Below are 17,570 nucleotides of genomic sequence, written 5' to 3' on the forward strand. Positions count from 1 at the left end.
CGCCGGCCGTGATTTGACTGTCATCACCGGTCGCTAGCCTGCCGTCCGCGTCATCCAGCGCGGAGGGAAAATCATGGAACTGAAACCAGGCGATGTCGTCATGCTGAAGTCCGGCGGCCATCCGATCACGGTCGTCGAAATCGACGAGGACAAGGTCGCGTGTCTGTGGATGGGCACGGACGGCGACCTGTTTCGCGAAACCTTGCCGCTCGTCGCACTCGAATCGACCGAGCTCGATCCGGAGGACGATGAAGAGGAAGACGACGAAGACGAGGACGACGAGGAAGAAGACGACGAGGACGAAGACGACGACGGCGACCGCAAGAAGAAGCGCAAGGCGGCGTGAGATCCGTTGGCGCGATGCTGACTGGCAGGCGCCGGCAGCATCGCCTCCGCCTCCCGTCAGAGCGCGCGCAGCGCGCTTGCAATCATCACCACGCCGCCGGTGACCACGGCGGCATCGAGGATCGCGGTGTGGATATGCACCGGCATCCGCTCGACAAAGGCCTTGGCCAGGAACGCGCCGGGTATGGCGACCAGGCCGATCAGCAGCGCAAGCGCCAGCACCTGCGCGGTGATGACGCCGGTCAAGCCGAACACCGAAATCTTGACCGCGGCACTTGTCAGCGAAATCACCGCATCGGTCGCGACCACGGCGGCGCCCTCGAGCCCGGCCGCCATCAGCAGCGACAGCAGGATGACGCCCGAGCCCGCGGTGCCGCCGACCACGACGCCATAACCGATGGCACCGGCCGCAAGGCCCCGCTCACCGATCCTGACGCTGTGCTTGCGCAACAGCCGCCTGAGCGGCACGCTCAGGATCAGCATGCTCCCGATCACGAGCGAGGCGCCGGCGCTGGTCAGCCTTGTATAGCCGTAGGCGCCGAGCGCCGTGGAGCATAGCGCCGCCGCGATCACGATGATTGCCTTGCGGCGGTCGGCAAACCTGACAAAGGCGACGAAGCGGCTCGAATTGGTGAAGATCGACGAGATCGCGATGATCGGCACGACCGGCTCTGCGCCGACCATCGGCACCAGCACCAGCGGCATCAAGGCGCCGGTGCCATAGCCGGCAAGACCACCGATCACGGAAGCAAACAGCGCAACGGCTGCGACAAGCAGAATTTGAAGGAGCGAGATATCTGCGAAGCCGGAAAGGAAATTCAAAGCCGATGATCGCGGGTGAAACGGGAAACGGTCTGGTCGGCGATGCCAGACAACACCTGCGGATCCAGCGGGAAATCCGCGGCTAGCCAAGCATCCTCGGCCAAGGTCAGTACATGCCCCAGTGCCGGTCCCTCGGCAATGCCGCGCGCGACGAAATCCGACGCCCTCAAGGGAAAGTGAGGCGCGCGCCAGCGCTCTGGCAGCGTGGCGAGCGCGCGCCATTGATCGACATCCTGGCCCGCGCCGGTGCGCGCCCAAGCGAGCAGCAACCGGTCGCGATACGGCCCCTCGTCGAGCCGGTAGAGCCTGCGCTTGGCGTGCGCCTCGTCCATGCCGGGCAGGCGCCACCAGCGATGCCCCATCGAATCGAGCGCCTTGGCCTCGGCGTTGGAGAGCCGCAGCCGGCTGGCGATGCGCCGCGCGTCCTCGGTCACGGCGACCGTCAGCGCGGCCAGCCTTCGCATCGCGCTCGGCGCGAGCTTCATCAGTTGCTCGATCTCGATCATCGCCGCGAACGGGCCGGTATAGGCGACGCCGCCGAACAGCGGCTGCAGCAAGCCGCCGTCACTCATCGCGACCACTGCACTCGCGGCGCCGTTCGCGACCACGAGCTTGAGCATCTCCATGCGAATCCGCTCGGCCGAGAGGCCGGCCAATCCGGCGCGCCCGCTGACGCAGGCGAGATAACCGGCGCGATCGACCTCGCCCGCGCCATAGGCGGCATGGAAACGGAAGAAGCGCAGGATGCGCAGATAGTCCTCGGCAATCCGCTGCGCGGGATCGCCGATGAAGCGCACGCGCCTCGCTTCGATGTCGGCGAGGCCGCCGACGTGATCGTGCACGACGCCCGAGGCGTCGACCGACAGGCCGTTGATGGTGAAGTCGCGCCGCTCGGCGTCGCGCACCCAGTCGCGCCCGAACGCCACCCTGGCCTTGCGGCCATAGGTCTCGGTATCCTCGCGCAGCGTCGTCACCTCGAAGGGCTGGCTGTCGACGACCAGGGTCACCGTGCCGTGCTCGATGCCGGTCGGCACGCTCTTGATGCCCGCCCGCTTGGCGCGGCGGATCACCTCCTCCGGCAGCGCCGTGGTGGCGATGTCGATATCGGCGAGCGGAATCTGCATCAAGGCGTTGCGCACGGCCCCGCCGATCACCCGCGCTTCCTCGCCATCGGCATTGAGCAGGCCGAGCACGTGCGCCGCGGGCCCGGAAGCGAGCCATGGCGCGTCGGACAACAGGCGCACCTCGCTCATTTCTCAACTCCCGGCACCAACTTGCCGTTCTCGATATGGGCGGGAACGTAGGTCGAGTTCGGCGGCGCGCCGGTCAATTCGGCCAGCAGCACGAAGCTCACGATCACCATGACCAGCGCCACCAGCGTCAGCTTCGCCAGCATGTCGAGCGGCCATGACGCCGGCAGCGTCACGCCGGACCGCGTCGCGATGAGGAAGATGGCATAGACCGCGAACGGGACCAGAAAGATTCCGATCTCGGTCAATACCGTGCGGATCATGACAGATAGATCCGCTCATACAACACCCGCAGGATGCCCGCGGTCGCGCCCCAGATGTAGCGCTCGGCGAACGGCATCGCGTAATAGGACCGGTCCATGCCGCGGAATTCCTTGGTGTGGATCTGATGATTCTCGGGATTCATCAGGAAGGCGAGCGGCACCTCGAACGCATCGACCACCTCCGCCTCGTTGATCGCAAGCGTGAATCCCGGCTTCACCTTGGCGACCGTCGGCAGGATGCGGAAGCCGAACGCGGTACCATAAAGGTCGAGATAGCCGACCGGGTCGATGAATTCCCGCTTCAGCCCGACTTCCTCGCAGGCCTCGCGCAGCGCGGCATCGAGCGGCGAGGCGTCGGTGGCGTCGATCTTGCCGCCGGGAAACGAGATCTGGCCGGCATGGCTCGACAGATTGGGCGAGCGCTGCGTCAACAGCACGGTCGGCTCGGGGTGATCGACCACCGGGATCAGCACCGCGGCCGGCCGCACCGGCTGCTCCTGCGCCACGATCTCGAGCATGCGGTCGTTGCCGGAGTCTCCGGTGCGCGGAATGATATGCGGATCGACCAGGCCCGGCGGCACATCGAAAGTGAGCCGCGTGCGGGCCCGCGCGAAGAATTCCGTCGAGCTGATCGTCGCCGGCTCCACCTTCAGCAACGGCTCGTTCAAAGTGCGTCCCTCACCTGACTGGCATCGGCCATCGCGAAGAACTCGCCGCCGGACTCGATACCGAACATCTCTTGACCATCGACCATCCGCTGCTCGCCCATGTCAACCAGATCGTAATAGAGCGCGCGGGTGACCTTGGCCCACAAATCGGCGCGGACATGCAGATAGGGCGTCAATCCGCCGTCCTCGGCCGCCTCGAATCTCAGGCCGTGGCCTTTCTCGCAATCGACCCAATCGTCGACATTGGTGCGGAACCTGAGCAGGCGGCCGCGCGCGTCTTCCCCGGTCTGCATTTCCACGGCAAGGAACGGCGCGTCGTCGACGCGGATGCCGACCTTCTCCACCGGAGTCACGAGAAAGTGCTTGCCGTCCTCGCGCTTCAGGATCGTGGAGAACAGCCGCACCAGCGCGGGGCGGCCGATCGGCGTTCCCATGTAGAACCAGGTGCCGTCAGGCGCGATTCGCATGTCGAGATCGCCGCAGAATGGCGGATTCCACAGGTGAACCGGCGGCAGGCCCTTGCGTCCGGCCGGACCGGATGTTGCAGCTTGATTGGCGGCCGTGGTGAGCCCTTCGAGACCCTTGCTCCCGAGGCCCGTAGTTTCCCTGCCGGAATCGCTCTGCCCTTGCTTCGCCATTGTTTGCCTTAAGGTTTCCTACCTTCAATCTGGCACGTTTGGTGCACATATCCTGAGATGTGGTCGGGATGTCATTCTCGCCACATCGTGATGCCGTTCATACCCTGAAACACCGATAAGGTGGGGATAGTTTAATTCAACGAATACATGGCCTTCGCTCAGGTTTAGCATGAGGGCCAAGATGACGACAGGTGATGACGACAGATGACGGCGCGCCAATGTGCGCGCATCGTCAAGAAGGAGCGGATCGAATGGCTGGTGCAGACAGCGTCGAGAAACTGGAGGATGTGATCGTCCGTTCGGCCGAGCAGGTCGCGGGGCAGATCAAGGCCGCCAAGGAAGCGGTCTCCACCGTCATCTTCGGCCAGGAGCAGGTGATCGAAAACACCCTGGTGACGATCCTGTCCGGCGGCCACGCGCTGTTGATCGGCGTGCCCGGCCTCGCCAAGACCAAGCTGGTCGAAACGCTCGGCGTCACGCTCGGCCTCGATGCCAAGCGAATTCAGTTCACGCCGGACCTGATGCCGTCGGATATTCTCGGCGCCGAAGTGCTCGACGAGAGCTCGGCCGGCAAGCGTTCGTTTCGCTTCATCGCAGGTCCGGTGTTCGCGCAGCTGCTGATGGCCGACGAGATCAACCGCGCCAGCCCGCGCACCCAGTCGGCGCTGCTGCAAGCCATGCAGGAGCAGCACATCACCATTGCCGGCGCGCGGCATGATTTGCCAAAGCCGTTCCACGTGCTCGCGACCCAAAACCCACTCGAGCAGGAAGGCACCTACCCGCTGCCCGAAGCGCAGCTCGACCGCTTCCTGATGGAAATCGACGTCGACTATCCCGATCGCGACGCCGAGCGGCGCATCCTGTTCGAAACCACCGGCGCCGAAGAAGCGCGTGCCACGCCGTCGATGGACGCCGAGACGCTGCTCACCGCGCAACGCCTGGTGCGGCGCCTGCCGGTCGGCGATTCCGTGGTCGAGGCGATCCTGACGCTGGTCCGCGCCGCGCGTCCCGGCACCGAGGGCGGCGAGGCCGGCAAGCTGATCGCATGGGGACCGGGTCCCCGCGCCAGCCAGGCCTTGATGCTCGCGGTGCGTGCCCGTGCATTGCTCGATGGAAGACTCGCGCCGTCGATCGACGATGTGCTCGATCTCGCCGAGCCCGTGCTCAAGCACCGCATGGCGCTGACCTTCTCGGCACGCGCCGAGGGCCGCACCATTCCCGACGTGATCAAGCAACTGAAGACCCGGATCGGTTGATGGCCGCAGACAACAAGCACCAGAACGAGGAGATCCTTGCGGTTCGACGTGCCGATGGCGAAAGCCGAACGCTCGCCGCGTCGCTGCCGCGTCTGGTGCTTGAGGCCCGCCGTGTCGCCGCCAACGTCATCCATGGCCTGCACGGCCGCCGCCGCGCCGGCTCGGGCGAAAATTTTTGGCAATACCGCCGCTTCGTCTCCGGCGAGCCGTCGCAGCGCGTCGACTGGCGCCGCTCGGCACGCGACGACCATCTCTATGTCCGCGAGCAGGAGTGGGAAGCCGCGCACACGGTGTGGATCTGGCCCGACCGCTCGCCCTCAATGGCCTTTGCCTCGCGCGAGGCGCGCGACAGCAAACTGGAGCGCGGACTGATCGTAGCCTTCGCGCTCGCCGAGTTGCTCGTTGCGGGCGGAGAACGCGTCGGCATTCCCGGCCTGATGAACCCGACCGCAAGCCTCAACGTGATCGACAAGATGGCGGAAGCGATGTTGCACGACGAGAAGACGCGCGCGAGCCTGCCGCCGTCCTTCGTGCCGTCGTCGCTGGCCGAAGTCGTCGTGTTGTCGGATTTCTGGTCGCCGATAGCAGAAATCACGGCGATGCTGGCCGGGCTTTCCTCCTCCGGCGCGCACGGCGCCATGATCCAGGTCGTCGATCCGGCCGAAGAGACCTTCCCTTATTCCGGCCGTGTCGAATTCGTCGAGCCGGAAGCCGGCAGTGTCATCACCGCGGGCCGCGCCGAGAGCTGGGCGAGCGACTATGTCGCGCGCGTCGCGCTGCATCGCGACCAGATCCGCAATGAGACCAACCGGCTCGACTGGCTGTTCTCGACCCACACCACCAGCCGCTCCGCGGCCGAGCTGCTGTTGTTCCTGCATGCCGGCATGATGGTGAGCAAGGGCGGCGGCGGCCGCTCAACAGTCAAGGCGGGACGCAGCGCATGATCGCAGGCCTCCCCCTCTCCTTTGCCGAACCGCTGCTGCTGCTGGGGCTGGTCAGCCTGCCGGTGCTGTGGTGGCTCTTGCGCGTGATGCCGCCGCGGCCGCGCCGGATCGAATTCCCGCCGACGCGGCTATTGTTCGACATCGCGCCCAAGGAGGAGACGCCGTCGCGCACGCCGTGGTGGCTGACGCTGCTGCGGCTCGCCGCCGCCGCGCTCGTCATCTTCGCCGCCGCCGGCCCGATCTGGAATCCGCAGACCGGCGTCGCCGCCGGCAAATTGCCGCTGGTGATCCTGCTCGACGACGGCTGGAGCGCGGCCTCGAGCTGGGATGCGCGGATCAGGGCCGCGGACGAACTGGTCGCCAACGCCGACAGCGACCGTCGCGGTGTCGCGCTGGTGCCGCTGTCCGAGCCCGCGCGCGACATCACGCTGATGCCGGCCGGCGCCGCGCGCGTCGCGCTGCGCCAGCTCGCGCCAAAGCCCTACTCGGTCGATCGGGTTGAAACCCTCAGCGCGCTGGAACGTTTCCTCAAATCGACCGGCGATTGCGACATCGCCTGGCTGTCCGACGGCGTCGACACCGGCCGCGGCAGCGAATTCACCGAGGGGCTCGGCAAGGTGATCGAGAGCCGCAATCTGACGATCTATGCGGGCGGAGCGCAGTCGGCGCAGGCGCTGGTCGCGGCCGAGAACGCCGCCGCCAAGATGACGGTGAAGGTGCTGCGCACCGAGAGCGGCATCGCGGCGGGAACGGTGCGCGCGGTCGACGCCAAGGGCTCGCCGATCGGCGAGGCCCGCTACACATTCGGACCGCAGGATCGCGAGACCGACGCCGCCTTCGATCTTCCGGTCGAGTTGCGCAATGACATCGCACGACTCGAAATCTCTGGCGAGCATTCGGCCGGCGCCGTGCAGCTGCTCGACCGGCGCTGGCGCCGCCGCGCCATCGGCGTGGTCTCGGGTGCGAGCAACGACACCGCGCAGCCGCTCTTGGCGTCAACCTTCTATCTCTCCCGCGCGCTGTCGCCATTCGCCGACGTCAGGCTCGGCGATCGCGGCGCGCCGCAGCAGGTGATCGGGCAATTCCTCGACCAGCGGCTGCCGATGATCGTGATGGCCGACGTCGGCACGCTCTCGCCGGAGATCCGCGACCGGCTCAATGCCTGGATCGAGCAAGGCGGCGTGCTGTTGCGCTTCGCAGGTCCCCGCCTCGCCCAGGCCGATGACGACCTCGTTCCCGTCAAGCTGCGCCGCGGCGGACGCACGCTCGGCGGCAGCCTGACCTGGGAGAAGCCGCAGCACATGGCCTCGTTCGCCGCCGACGGCCCGTTCGCCGGCCTCACCGTGCCGAAGGACATCACCGTCAACCGCCAGGTGCTGGCCGAGCCCGACGCCGTGCTCGCGACCAAGAGCTGGGCCTCGCTGGAGGACGGCACGCCGCTGGTCACCGGCGAGCGTCGCGGCAAGGGCGTGGTCAGCCTGTTCCATGTCGGCGCCGACATGCGCTGGTCGGATCTGCCGATGTCCGGCACCTTCGTTGAGATGCTGCGCCGGCTGATCGACATGTCCGGCTATACCTCGAAGCCCGGCCCCGGCGTCGCCAGCGATCCCAACGCCGAGACGGTTGCGCCGCTGCGCACGCTCGACGGCTTCGGCGTCTTCGGCCCGCCGCCCTCGAGCGCCAAGCCGATGTCGGCAGACTATCGCGATCGCGGCACCGCCGACCATCCGCCCGGCTTCTACGGCACGGCCGAGAGCCCGATCGCGGTCAACACGCTCGCCTCCGCCGATCGTATTGCGCCGCTCGACACCTCGGCCCTGCGCGCGACGCGTGCGAGCTACACCAACGCCGAGCCGCGCGACCTGCGCGGCATCATGCTGTCGACGGCGCTGGCGCTGTTCCTGCTCGATGCGATCGTGGTCGCCATGCTCGGCGGCGGCCTCGCCGCGCTGATCCGGCGGCGCGCGGCACCGGCCGTGCTCGCCTTCGCCTTGATACTCGTGACGTTCGCACCGTCGTCGACACGGGCGGAGAGCAGCGACGATTTCGCCATCAAGGCGGTGTCGCAAACGCGGCTGGCCTATGTCGTCACCGGCAATGCCGACGTCGATTCCATCGTCAAGGCGGGGATGTCCGGACTGACGCTGTTCCTCGGACAGCGCACCGCGCTGGAGGCCGGCGATCCGGTCGGCATCGATCCCGCGCGCGACGAGCTGGCGTTCTTCCCCTTGATCTACTGGCCGATCGTGCCGGGCGCGCCGAAGCCGCCGCAGGACGCCATCAACAAGATCGACGCCTACATGAAGCAGGGCGGCACCGTCATCTTCGATACCCGTGACGCCGTCGAAGCGCCGCCGGGTGACAGCGGCTCATCGCAAACGCCCGGCATGCAGACGCTGCGCGAATTGCTGTCGACCCTCGACGTGCCCGAGCTCGAGCCGGTGCCGCGCGAGCACGTGCTGACCAAGACGTTCTATTTGCTGCGCGACTTCCCCGGCCGCTTCAACTCCGGCCAGACCTGGGTCGAGGCATTGCCGCGCGAGGACGACGACGAGGCTGCACAGCGCCCGGCACGCGGCGGCGACGGCGTCTCGCCGATCATCATCACGTCGAATGACCTCGCCGGTGCCTGGGCGATCCGCCCCGACGGTCAGCCGATGCTGCCGCTGACGCCGGGCGAGCCGCGCCAGCGCGAATTCGCCTTCCGCGCCGGCGTCAACATCGTGATGTACACGCTGACCGGCAATTACAAGGCCGATCAGGTGCACGCGCCTGCTTTGATCGAGCGGCTGGGACAATGATATGAACTACGGCATCGCGTTCACACCGCTGGTTCCCTCGCTCGTGCTGTGGCTCGCGCTCGGCGCGATCGTCGTCATCGCCGTGCTGCTCCTGGTGTCGCGCGCACGGGGCGCCGCGGTGCGGGTCGCGGCGCTGGCGCTGATCCTGCTGGCACTGGCCAATCCCTCCTTCACCCGCGAGGACCGCGAGCCGCTGTCCTCGGTCGCGGCCGTCGTGGTCGACAAGAGCCCGAGCCAGAATTTCGGCACGCGCAACCAGGAGACCGACAAGGCGCGGCAGGCGCTGGTCAACAGCCTGAAGCAGATCAAGGGCCTCGAGGTCCGCGTCGTCGAGGCCGGTCAGGCCGATGGCGAGACCGACGGCACAAAACTGTTCGGCGCGCTGACGTCGGCGCTGTCGGATGTTCCGGTCGAGCGCGTCGCCGGCGCCTTCATGATCACCGATGGCCGCGTGCACGATATTCCGGCCAACGCCCAGGCGCTCGGCTTCCAGGCGCCGGTCCACGCACTGATCACTGGCCGCAAGGACGAGCGCGACCGCCGCATCGCGATCACTGCCGCGCCCCGCTTCGGCATCGTCGGCCAGACCCAGACCATCACCTTCCGGCTCGACGACCAGGGCGTCACCGGCGAGCGCGCCAAGGTCACGGTCCGCCGCGACGGCGAAGTGATCAACGAGCGCACGCTGACCAGCGGCCAGACCTCGAGCGTCGACATCGACATCAAGCACGCCGGACCCAACATCGTCGAGATCGAGGCCTCGCCGCTCGAGAACGAGCTGACGCCGGTCAACAACCGCGCCGTGGTCGCGATCGACGGCGTCCGCGACAAGCTGCGCGTGCTGCTGGTTTCCGGCGAGCCGCATTCCGGCGAGCGCACCTGGCGCAACCTCTTGAAGTCCGACCCCAGCGTCGATCTCGTGCACTTCACCATTCTGCGTCCGCCGGAGAAGCAGGACGGCACGCCGATCAACGAGCTGTCGCTGATCGCATTTCCGACCCGCGAGCTGTTCCAGCAGAAGATCAACGAATTCCAGCTGATCATCTTCGACCGCTACGCCCGCCAGGGCGTGCTGCCGATCGCCTATTTCGACAACATCGCGCGCTACGTCCGCGCCGGCGGCGCGGTGCTGGTGTCCGCCGGCCCCGACTACGCCTCGACCACCAGCATCTGGCGCACGCCGCTGGACTCGGTGCTGCCGGCCGAACCGGTCGGCGTGACCGAGAAGCCGTTCTACGCGCATCTGAGCGATGCCGGTAAGCGCCATCCGGTGACGCGCGGGCTGGAAGGCTCGAATGCCGAGCCGCCGCATTGGAGCCGGTTCTTCCGCACCGTCGATACCCGCAACGCGATCAATCCGCCGGTCATGACCGGCGCCGACGGCAAGCCGCTGCTGCTGCTGTCGCGCTTCGGCGAAGGCCGCGTCGCGCTGCTGCTCTCCGACCACATCTGGCTGTGGGCGCGCGGCTACGAGGGCGGCGGCCCGCATCTCGATTTGTTGCGGCGGGTGTCGCACTGGCTGATGAAGCAGCCCGACCTCGATGAAGAGGCGCTGCGCATGCAGGTGCAGGGCAAGGATCTCATGGTGGTGCGCCAGACCATGGCCGACACCGTCTCGCCGGTCACCGTGACCTCGCCGAGCGGCACCACGCGCGAACTGACGCTCACCGCCGGCGATACCGGCGAGTGGCGCGCGACGCTGCCCGCAAACGAGCTCGGCCTGTGGCAGGCCACCGACGGCACGCTGAAGGCGCTGATCAATGTCGGCCCGACCAACCCGAAGGAATTCTCGGAGGTCACCTCGACCACCGAGATGCTGAAGCCGCTGGCGCAGACGACCGGCGGCGATGCACGGCGCATCGTCGACGGTTCGAGCCTCGACATGCCGCGCGTCGTGCCGGTGCGCTCCTCCTCGATCTTCCGCGGCGACGGCTGGCTCGGCGTCAAGATGCGCGACGCCAGCGTCGTCAAGGGTGTCGGCGTGCTGCCGATGTTCGCCGGACTGGTCGGCCTGCTACTGTTGCTCGGCGCATTCGCGGCAACATGGCTGCGCGAGGGACGCTGAGCCCGGCCGGGCTCACGTCTGCGTTGCATCAAGCACACACAGGCAACGCATCGACACGGTTTGTCTGAACGCTGGTTGACATCGCGCACGCCATCCGATGTTATAATGTAACATCGGGGCGCTGGGGTGTTGATGCGCTCCCGATTGGGTGGGCGTTATCGGCATGCAGTGGTTCCGGCGACACATCAAGACTGGCTCGCGGCTGGCGCTGTTCGCGCTCGCCGTCCAGTTCATGCTGTCGTTCGGGCATTTCCATCCGATCGCGGCCGCGCAAGCGGCGCCCGCGGTCCAGACCGGGCTGTCGCTGGTCGATCTCGCCTATATCGGGACCTCGGCGACGCCGGACCTCGCGGTCCAGGTGACCGGGACGCCACAGCCCGCCAATCACGACAACGACCGGCATCCGGCCGACAATTGCGCGATCTGCGCCGTCATCTCGCTTGCGAGCAGCATGCTGTTCACGGCGCCGCCGGTGCTGTTGCTGCCGGAAGCGATCGAGCTTCTGTTCCGCACCACCAATGCCGAATTCGCCCATCTGAAATCGGCGCCGGCGGCCTTCCACTCCCGCGCACCTCCCCTGTCCTGACATCGACTGATTGCTGCACGCCCTGAGCGGACGGCCGCGTCACATTTGCGGCCTGCGCCAGCGGGGCAAATCGGAATCGATCCGTTATTTCGACGGGCCTGGATCGGGACAATGACACTTCAGAAGAAACGAGCACTCCACATCGGGAGCGTGAGCTGGCTATTGCTGGGCGCGATGAGCCACAATGCGCTGGCCGACGACACGCCGACGCAACTCCCTGACATCACCGTGACGGCACCGAGCCCGATCCAACGGCACCGGACCGCGCCAACGCGCACGCCGAGCCATGTTGTCCGGGCCGCGCCGAGCCGCAACCGCGAACGCGCCGCGGCCGTGCAACCGGCGCCTGCGGCACCCGCGCCGGCACCGCAGCAGGGCGTGCTGCCTGTGGTTACCGATCAGTTCGCCACCGTCACCGTGATACCCAACGAGGAACTGCGGCGATCCGGCGCCGCCACGCTCGGCGATCTCCTGTTCTCCAAGCCCGGCATCACCGGTTCGAGCTTCGCGCCCGGCGCGTCGAGCCGGCCGATCATCCGCGGCCTCGACGTCAACCGCGTCGGCATCGTCGAAAACGGTCTTGGCGGCGGCGGCGTGTCGGATCTCGGCGAGGATCATTTCGTCCCGATCGATCCGCTCTCGACCAACCAGATCGAAGTGGTGCGCGGCCCGGCCGCGCTGCGCTACGGCTCGACCTCGATCGGCGGCGTCGTCAGCGCCACCAACAACCGGATTCCCGATGCGATGCCGACCTGCGCGGCGACGCCGTTTCAGTCCTACGGATTGCCGGTGAAGGCTCCGCTGGCCGACGCCGGCGCGCCGGGTTGCCTCAATGTCGAGACCCGCACCTCGGTCAGCTCGGTCAATCGCGGCGTCGAGGGCGGCATGCTGCTGGACGCCGGTGGCAACAATGTCGCCGTGCATGCCGATGTCTATGGCCGCACCACCAGCGACTACAGCATCCCCAGCTATCCTTATTTATTTGTGCCCGGCCAGCCATTCAACGGCCGTCAGCCGAACTCCGCGACGCAGTCGGACGGCGCGTCGGTCGGCGCCTCCTATTTCTTCCAGGGCGGCTATATCGGCGCGGCGATCACCCAGAACGACTCGCTCTACCATATCCCCGGCATCGACGGCGCCGATCATCAGACCCGGATCGACGCGCACCAGACCAAGATCGCCGTCAAGGGCGAGTACCGGCCCGACGCTGCAGCGATCGACGCCGTGCGGTTCTGGGTCGGCGCGACCGACTATCACCACAACGAGCTCGGCCTTGCCGATCCGACCGACCTGTTCAGCGACGGCGTGCGGCAGACCTTCACCAACAAGGAGCAGGAAGCCCGCGTCGAGGTGCAGATGATGCCGTTCAACGCGCGCTTCGCCACGGTGACGACCGCGTTCGGCGTGCAGGCCGGGCATCAGGAACTGACCGCGCCGAGCCCGGACGATCCGACCTCGCTGTTCAACGGCCTGTGGAGTCCGAACAACAACAACCGGGTCGCCGGTTACGTGTTCAACGAGTTCAAATTCACGGATTCGACCAAGGCGCAGATCGCCGGCCGCATCGAGCATGTCGACCTGCACGGATCGATGCCGAACTTCCCGGCGGACTATCTCCCCGACGGCGCACCGCAGAGCTCGATCGCGCGCAATCCATCCTACACGCCGGTCAGCGGCAGCATCGGGCTGCTGCAGAACCTGCCCGGCGATCTCGTCGGCAGCATCACGGCGCAATATGTCGAACGCGCGCCGAAGCCTGCGGAGTTGTTCTCGCGCGGCGCGCATGATGCGACCGCGACTTTCGACATCGGCAATCCGAACCTGACCATCGAGACCGCGAAATCGGTCGAGATCGGCCTGCGCAAGGCGACCGGACCGTTCCGCTTCGAGGCCACCGCCTACTACACCCGCTTCAGCAACTTCATCTATCGCCGCCTGACCGGGGTGATGTGCGGCGACGATTTCGACTCCTGCGGCAATGGCGATCCCAACAACGAGGCGCGGCAGGCGGTTTATTCGCAGCGTGACGCGATCTTCCGCGGCGCCGAATTCCAGAGCCAGTTCGACATCGGCCCGCTCAACGGCGGCATCTGGGGCATCGAGAACCAGTTCGACGTGGTGCGCGCCACCTTCACCGACGGCAGCAACGTGCCGCGGATTCCACCGGTGCGGCTCGGCGGCGGTTTCTATTGGCGCGACAGCAACTGGCTGACCCGCATCAATCTGGTGCACGCCTTCGCGCAGAACGACATCGCTGTCATCGGAGAGACTCCGACCGCGGGCTACAATCTCCTCAACGCGGAGATCACCTACAACACCAAGCTGAATTCGTCATGGATCGGCGCGCGCGAGATGACGCTTGGTCTGGTCGGCAACAATCTGCTCAACCAGAACATCCGCAACTCCGTCTCCTACACCAAGGACGAGGTGCTGATGCCGGGCCTCGGCGTGCGAGCGTTCGCCAACCTGAAGTTCTGAGCCAAGCGGGTCCCTCTGCCGTTCGCGGCAGAGGGATTTATCGCGTAGCCCGGATGGAGCGCAGCGCAATCCGGGAACAGCGCAATCCGGGAACACTGTGTCCGCGGTTGCCGATCCCGGATTTCGCTTCGCTTCATCCGGGCTACGAACATGTCCGATGGACGAGCGTGTGAGCCTTGCCGCCCGCGTCGACGATCAGTGGCCGACGACGACTTCGCTGATCTGGATCACCGGTTGCTGATCGGTGTAGTTCGGGATGTCGCCCATGATCTCCTGGGCGTGCTTGCCCATGCCGGCCGCGAAGGCCTCAACCGAGTCGCAGAAGATGTGGCACATTCCGACATAGGTTGCGGGTTGCCCTGGGGCGCCGCCGGCGAGCCCCTTGTCGACGGTGTAGTATTTGCATGCGTCGCCGAGGCGCGCCTTCACCAGCGGCATGTGCTTGTCGCGATAATAGTCGTGATCAAAGCGTGCGCCTGGATTGTTCGGATACATCACACTGACCTTGATCATGACGCGCACTCTCCCTGTTGATATGACATGCGCCGGTCTTGTCCCGGCGCTTGCCTCAACTGTGCTTTAGTTTCCGATAGCGCGCAACAGTTCCGGCGACGCTCGCGAGAACGTCAGATCGCCTTGCTCCAGTCAGGCTGGATCGGTCCGGACACGCCCTCGGCCGCGCCGTCGACCAGTTCCATGACAAGCAGGCGACTGTAATCGACCGGACCGGGCATGGTCATTTGCCCCTTCGGAACCGGCTTGAAGCCGACCCGCGCGTAGTATGGCTCGTCGCCGACCAGCACGATCAGCCGGTGGCCCTCGGCGCGGGCGTCGTTGATCGCACGCTCGAGCAGCGCACGGCCGACGCCGCGGCTGCGAAACGGCGGCTCGACCGTTAGCGGCCCAAGCATCAGCGCCGGCGTATCGCCGATCGTGATCGGCAGCTGGCGCACCGAGCCGACCAGCAGCGTGGCGATCCGCGCCGTGAAGGAGACATCGAGCAGATGATCGACATGCTCACGCAGCCGGTAGGCGCTGAGCACGAAGCGGCCGGGCCCGAAGGTGCGCTCGTGCAGGCGCTCGATCGCCTGGGCGTCTTTCGGGGTCTCGGGCAAGATGGTCAGGGACAATTCGGTCATTGTGGGGCGCGGGATAGCATCTGGCGCGGGCGCGGTCCATCACCGCCATGTCGCCGTCGGCGGCCTGCCTTCGAGCACCTCCGCGATCCGCAGCCGCGTGCCGGGGGTGGTCTCGTCAGGCAGATCAGCCGGATCGAAGAAGCCGCAGGCCACGATCTCGCGATTCGGCTCCGGCAGGCGGTCCTGCCGGTAGTTCCTGACGACGTAGACCGCGACATGATCGCGCGGCGAAACGTGGCTGTTGTGGAAGATGCCGTGCAGCACCGGCTCGCCCTTGAGCTCGATCCGCCCCTCCTCCTCCAATTCGCGCCGCAGCGACTCGATAAAGCTTTCGCCGACCTCGACCCCGCCGCCGGGCAGATACCAGCCATGGACGTAGCTATGCTTGACCAGGAACACCCTGTTGTCGGCATCGAGCACGACGGCGCGGACCCCGAGCGTCATGCTGCGGACCAGCCGCCAGTAGAAATGAAACACCCACCTGATCTGCGGCTCGTAGCGCTTGCGTAAATCGAGCAGGACCGTCACTGAACCCTCGACATCATCGTGTTTGATCCGTGCTTTGATCCTTGCGCGCCTGCGCAGCTCTTGCCAATACAGGGCAGGACGTTCGGGATAGCACGACATGACCGGCTGCCGGCCACTTTTCGCGGACAATCCGAAGGGAATCGCATGATGGCGGCGTTCCGCCTCGCGCATCTGTCGGACCCGCATTTGCCGCCGCTGCCGGCGGCTCGGCTGCGCGATCTGGCCGGCAAGCGCGCCTTCGGCTACCTGAACTGGACGCGCAACCGTCACAAATATCACCGCCGCGACGTGCTCGACGCGCTGGTGTCGGACATGCAGGCGCAGCAGCCGGACCATATCGCCGTGACCGGCGACCTCGTCAATCTGGCGCTGGATGCCGAGTTCAATCCGGCCCGGCAATGGCTGGAGGGCGTGGGTTCGCCTGCCGACGTCACCGTGATCCCCGGCAACCACGACGCCTATGTGCGCGCGACCCGGCATCGCTTCGTCAGTCACTTCGGCGACTATCTGCGCGGCGACGCCGATGGCGCGGCAACGCATTTTCCGTTCGTGCGCCGTCGCGGGCCGCTGGCGCTGATCGGCGTCTCCTCGGCGGTGCCGACGCCACCGCTGATGGCGACTGGCTGGCTCGGCCATCCCCAGCTCGATGCGCTTGATGCGATCCTCGCGCAGCTGTCGCGGGAGGACGCCTTCCGCGTCCTCCTGGTGCATCACCCGCTGCACTCCGACGGCCGCGCCAAGCGCCTGACCGATTCGCATCAGCTGCTCGCGCTGCTCAGGCGCCACGGCGTCGAGCTGGTGCTGCATGGCCACGACCACATCCATTCGACGATGTGGTTCGACGGCCCGGAGCGGAAGATCCCGGCGATCGGCGTGCCGTCGGCATCGGCGCTTGCGCGCAAGCACTATCCGGCGGCGGCCTACAATTTGTTCTTGATCGAGCGTGACGGCAATGCCTGGCGCTGCGAGCAGACCGTGCGCGGCCTCGGCGATCACGACGGCATTCGCGAATTGAAGCAAGTACGACTGTCCTAATCGCCGCCCCCGCCGCCGCCACACCCACCGCCGCAGCCGCCTCCGCTGTCACCGCCGCCACCATCGCCGCCGCCGTCACCGCCATCGCTGCCACCACTCCCGTCGCTGCCGGCATCGCCGAAACCCGCTGACGATCCGTCGATCGACGCGTCGGAGAAATCGCCGCCGCAATAGGGACTGCTACCGCCGATGCCGCTGCGGCGCAGCGCCTCGCAGTCGGTGTGATAGATGAAGCCGTTCGCGATGTTCAGCTTGGCGTCGAGCGCAAACAGCAGCGGCAGCCGGGTCGGCCTGACCGGATCGATGTTCTCGTATTTGCAGCAATACCACCAAACCCGCCGCAGCCCCTCATTGCTCCTGCGCCGCTCCTTCACCAGAACGACCGCGGGGGTGTGATGCAGGAAGCTGCCGAAGGCGCGGCGGCAGAACGCATCATACTCGCGGGTGTAGAGAATGAATTCGTGCCAGAGGTCGTCGGCCGCTTGCGAGGGCATCGAGACGTAACGCTTGCCGCTCATCAGATAGGCGAGCAAGAACTGCCGCAGGCCGCGCGAGACCAGCGCGCTGTCCTTGCGGGTGAAGCCGGGGTGACGCTTCTCGAGCCGCGCCAACAGGCCCGCGGGCCAGTGAAAGGTGCGGATGTATTCGGCGCGCCGCAATGTCTGCCACTTGCCGAACAGCACGGCGCTGCCGACCACCGCGGCGGCCGCCAGGACGCCGAAAAATGCCGAGGCGGGTGTTATGACCACGAT

At 66.7% G+C, this 17,570-nt stretch carries 17 protein-coding genes; 8 read left to right on the forward strand and 9 right to left on the reverse strand.

Annotation, left to right across the window (positions count from 1 at the left end; translation table 11 throughout):
* The first annotated feature begins 73 nt into the window (after window positions 1-73).
* Complete coding sequence (locus tag ACVWYP_RS37995) at window positions 74-346, forward strand: DUF2158 domain-containing protein (RefSeq protein ID WP_304496903.1); 273 nt, start codon at window positions 74-76, stop codon at window positions 344-346.
* A 56-nt stretch (window positions 347-402) separates the two neighbouring features.
* Here ACVWYP_RS37995 and ACVWYP_RS38000 read toward each other — a convergent pair whose 3' ends face one another.
* Genes ACVWYP_RS38000 through ACVWYP_RS38020 form a run of 5 tightly spaced genes read right to left on the reverse strand, consistent with a single transcriptional unit; the run spans window position 403 to window position 3,986 of the window.
* On the reverse strand, window positions 403-1,167 hold the full coding sequence (locus ACVWYP_RS38000; protein ID WP_304496904.1) for a sulfite exporter TauE/SafE family protein: 765 nt from the start codon (window positions 1,165-1,167) through the stop codon (window positions 403-405).
* A complete protein-coding gene (locus tag ACVWYP_RS38005; RefSeq protein WP_028338632.1) occupies window positions 1,164-2,420 on the reverse strand; it encodes a CCA tRNA nucleotidyltransferase in 1,257 nt (418 codons plus the stop codon). Before ACVWYP_RS38005 ends, ACVWYP_RS38000 begins: the two co-directional genes overlap by 4 nt.
* Window positions 2,417-2,680: a DUF6111 family protein gene (locus tag ACVWYP_RS38010; RefSeq protein ID WP_028338631.1), complete on the reverse strand. Its 264-nt coding sequence runs from the start codon at window positions 2,678-2,680 to the stop codon at window positions 2,417-2,419. The genes ACVWYP_RS38005 and ACVWYP_RS38010 overlap by 4 nt, the downstream gene beginning before the upstream one ends.
* Window positions 2,677-3,312, reverse strand: a complete 636-nt coding sequence (locus ACVWYP_RS38015; protein ID WP_371852161.1) for a CoA pyrophosphatase — start codon at window positions 3,310-3,312, stop codon at window positions 2,677-2,679. Before ACVWYP_RS38015 ends, ACVWYP_RS38010 begins: the two co-directional genes overlap by 4 nt.
* Before the next feature lie 32 nt (window positions 3,313-3,344).
* Window positions 3,345-3,986, reverse strand: coding sequence for a DUF1285 domain-containing protein (locus ACVWYP_RS38020; protein ID WP_016839726.1), 642 nt, complete (start codon window positions 3,984-3,986; stop codon window positions 3,345-3,347).
* Window positions 3,987-4,237: 251 nt separating this feature from the next.
* On the opposite strand from ACVWYP_RS38020, the gene ACVWYP_RS38025 reads away from it, so the two are divergent.
* From ACVWYP_RS38025 to ACVWYP_RS38050, 6 genes are all read left to right on the forward strand, one after another.
* A complete protein-coding gene (locus ACVWYP_RS38025) occupies window positions 4,238-5,242 on the forward strand; it encodes an AAA family ATPase (protein ID WP_028338630.1) in 1,005 nt (334 codons plus the stop codon).
* Entirely contained in the window at window positions 5,242-6,186 is a 945-nt protein-coding gene (locus ACVWYP_RS38030) for a DUF58 domain-containing protein (protein ID WP_304496905.1), read from the forward strand. The genes ACVWYP_RS38025 and ACVWYP_RS38030 overlap by 1 nt, the downstream gene beginning before the upstream one ends.
* Window positions 6,186-8,987, forward strand: a complete 2,802-nt coding sequence (locus ACVWYP_RS38035; RefSeq protein WP_453946202.1) for a DUF4159 domain-containing protein — start codon at window positions 6,186-6,188, stop codon at window positions 8,985-8,987. Before ACVWYP_RS38030 ends, ACVWYP_RS38035 begins: the two co-directional genes overlap by 1 nt.
* Window position 8,988: 1 nt before the next feature.
* Window positions 8,989-11,052, forward strand: coding sequence for a hypothetical protein (locus ACVWYP_RS38040; RefSeq protein ID WP_304496906.1), 2,064 nt, complete (start codon window positions 8,989-8,991; stop codon window positions 11,050-11,052).
* A gap of 163 nt (window positions 11,053-11,215) precedes the next feature.
* Window positions 11,216-11,638, forward strand: coding sequence for a DUF2946 family protein (locus tag ACVWYP_RS38045; RefSeq protein ID WP_028338626.1), 423 nt, complete (start codon window positions 11,216-11,218; stop codon window positions 11,636-11,638).
* Window positions 11,639-11,749: 111 nt separating this feature from the next.
* Complete coding sequence (locus ACVWYP_RS38050) at window positions 11,750-14,116, forward strand: TonB-dependent receptor (protein ID WP_304496907.1); 2,367 nt, start codon at window positions 11,750-11,752, stop codon at window positions 14,114-14,116.
* 195 nt (window positions 14,117-14,311) lie between these two features.
* Here the strand turns inward: ACVWYP_RS38050 and ACVWYP_RS38055 are convergent, their stop codons facing one another.
* The 3 genes from ACVWYP_RS38055 to ACVWYP_RS38065 all read right to left on the reverse strand — a co-directional run bounded on the left by ACVWYP_RS38055 (window position 14,312) and on the right by ACVWYP_RS38065 (window position 15,783).
* Window positions 14,312-14,629, reverse strand: a complete 318-nt coding sequence (locus ACVWYP_RS38055; protein ID WP_225158578.1) for an EthD family reductase — start codon at window positions 14,627-14,629, stop codon at window positions 14,312-14,314.
* A 113-nt stretch (window positions 14,630-14,742) separates the two neighbouring features.
* Window positions 14,743-15,255, reverse strand: a complete 513-nt coding sequence (locus ACVWYP_RS38060) for a GNAT family N-acetyltransferase (RefSeq protein ID WP_304496908.1) — start codon at window positions 15,253-15,255, stop codon at window positions 14,743-14,745.
* A gap of 39 nt (window positions 15,256-15,294) precedes the next feature.
* Window positions 15,295-15,783, reverse strand: a complete 489-nt coding sequence (locus ACVWYP_RS38065; protein ID WP_212057488.1) for an NUDIX domain-containing protein — start codon at window positions 15,781-15,783, stop codon at window positions 15,295-15,297.
* Between the two features lie 147 nt (window positions 15,784-15,930).
* On the opposite strand from ACVWYP_RS38065, the gene ACVWYP_RS38070 reads away from it, so the two are divergent.
* Window positions 15,931-16,818, forward strand: coding sequence for a metallophosphoesterase family protein (locus ACVWYP_RS38070; RefSeq protein ID WP_304500377.1), 888 nt, complete (start codon window positions 15,931-15,933; stop codon window positions 16,816-16,818).
* Here ACVWYP_RS38070 and ACVWYP_RS38075 read toward each other — a convergent pair.
* Window positions 16,815-17,567 (reverse strand): glycine-rich domain-containing protein, encoded by a 753-nt coding sequence (locus ACVWYP_RS38075; RefSeq protein WP_304496909.1) that lies wholly within the window; start codon window positions 17,565-17,567, stop codon window positions 16,815-16,817. The two genes, ACVWYP_RS38070 and ACVWYP_RS38075, sit on opposite strands and share 4 nt — an antisense overlap.
* Between the last annotated feature and the right edge of the window lie 3 nt (window positions 17,568-17,570).

The sequence above is a fragment of the Bradyrhizobium sp. USDA 3262 genome, assembly GCF_054060035.1.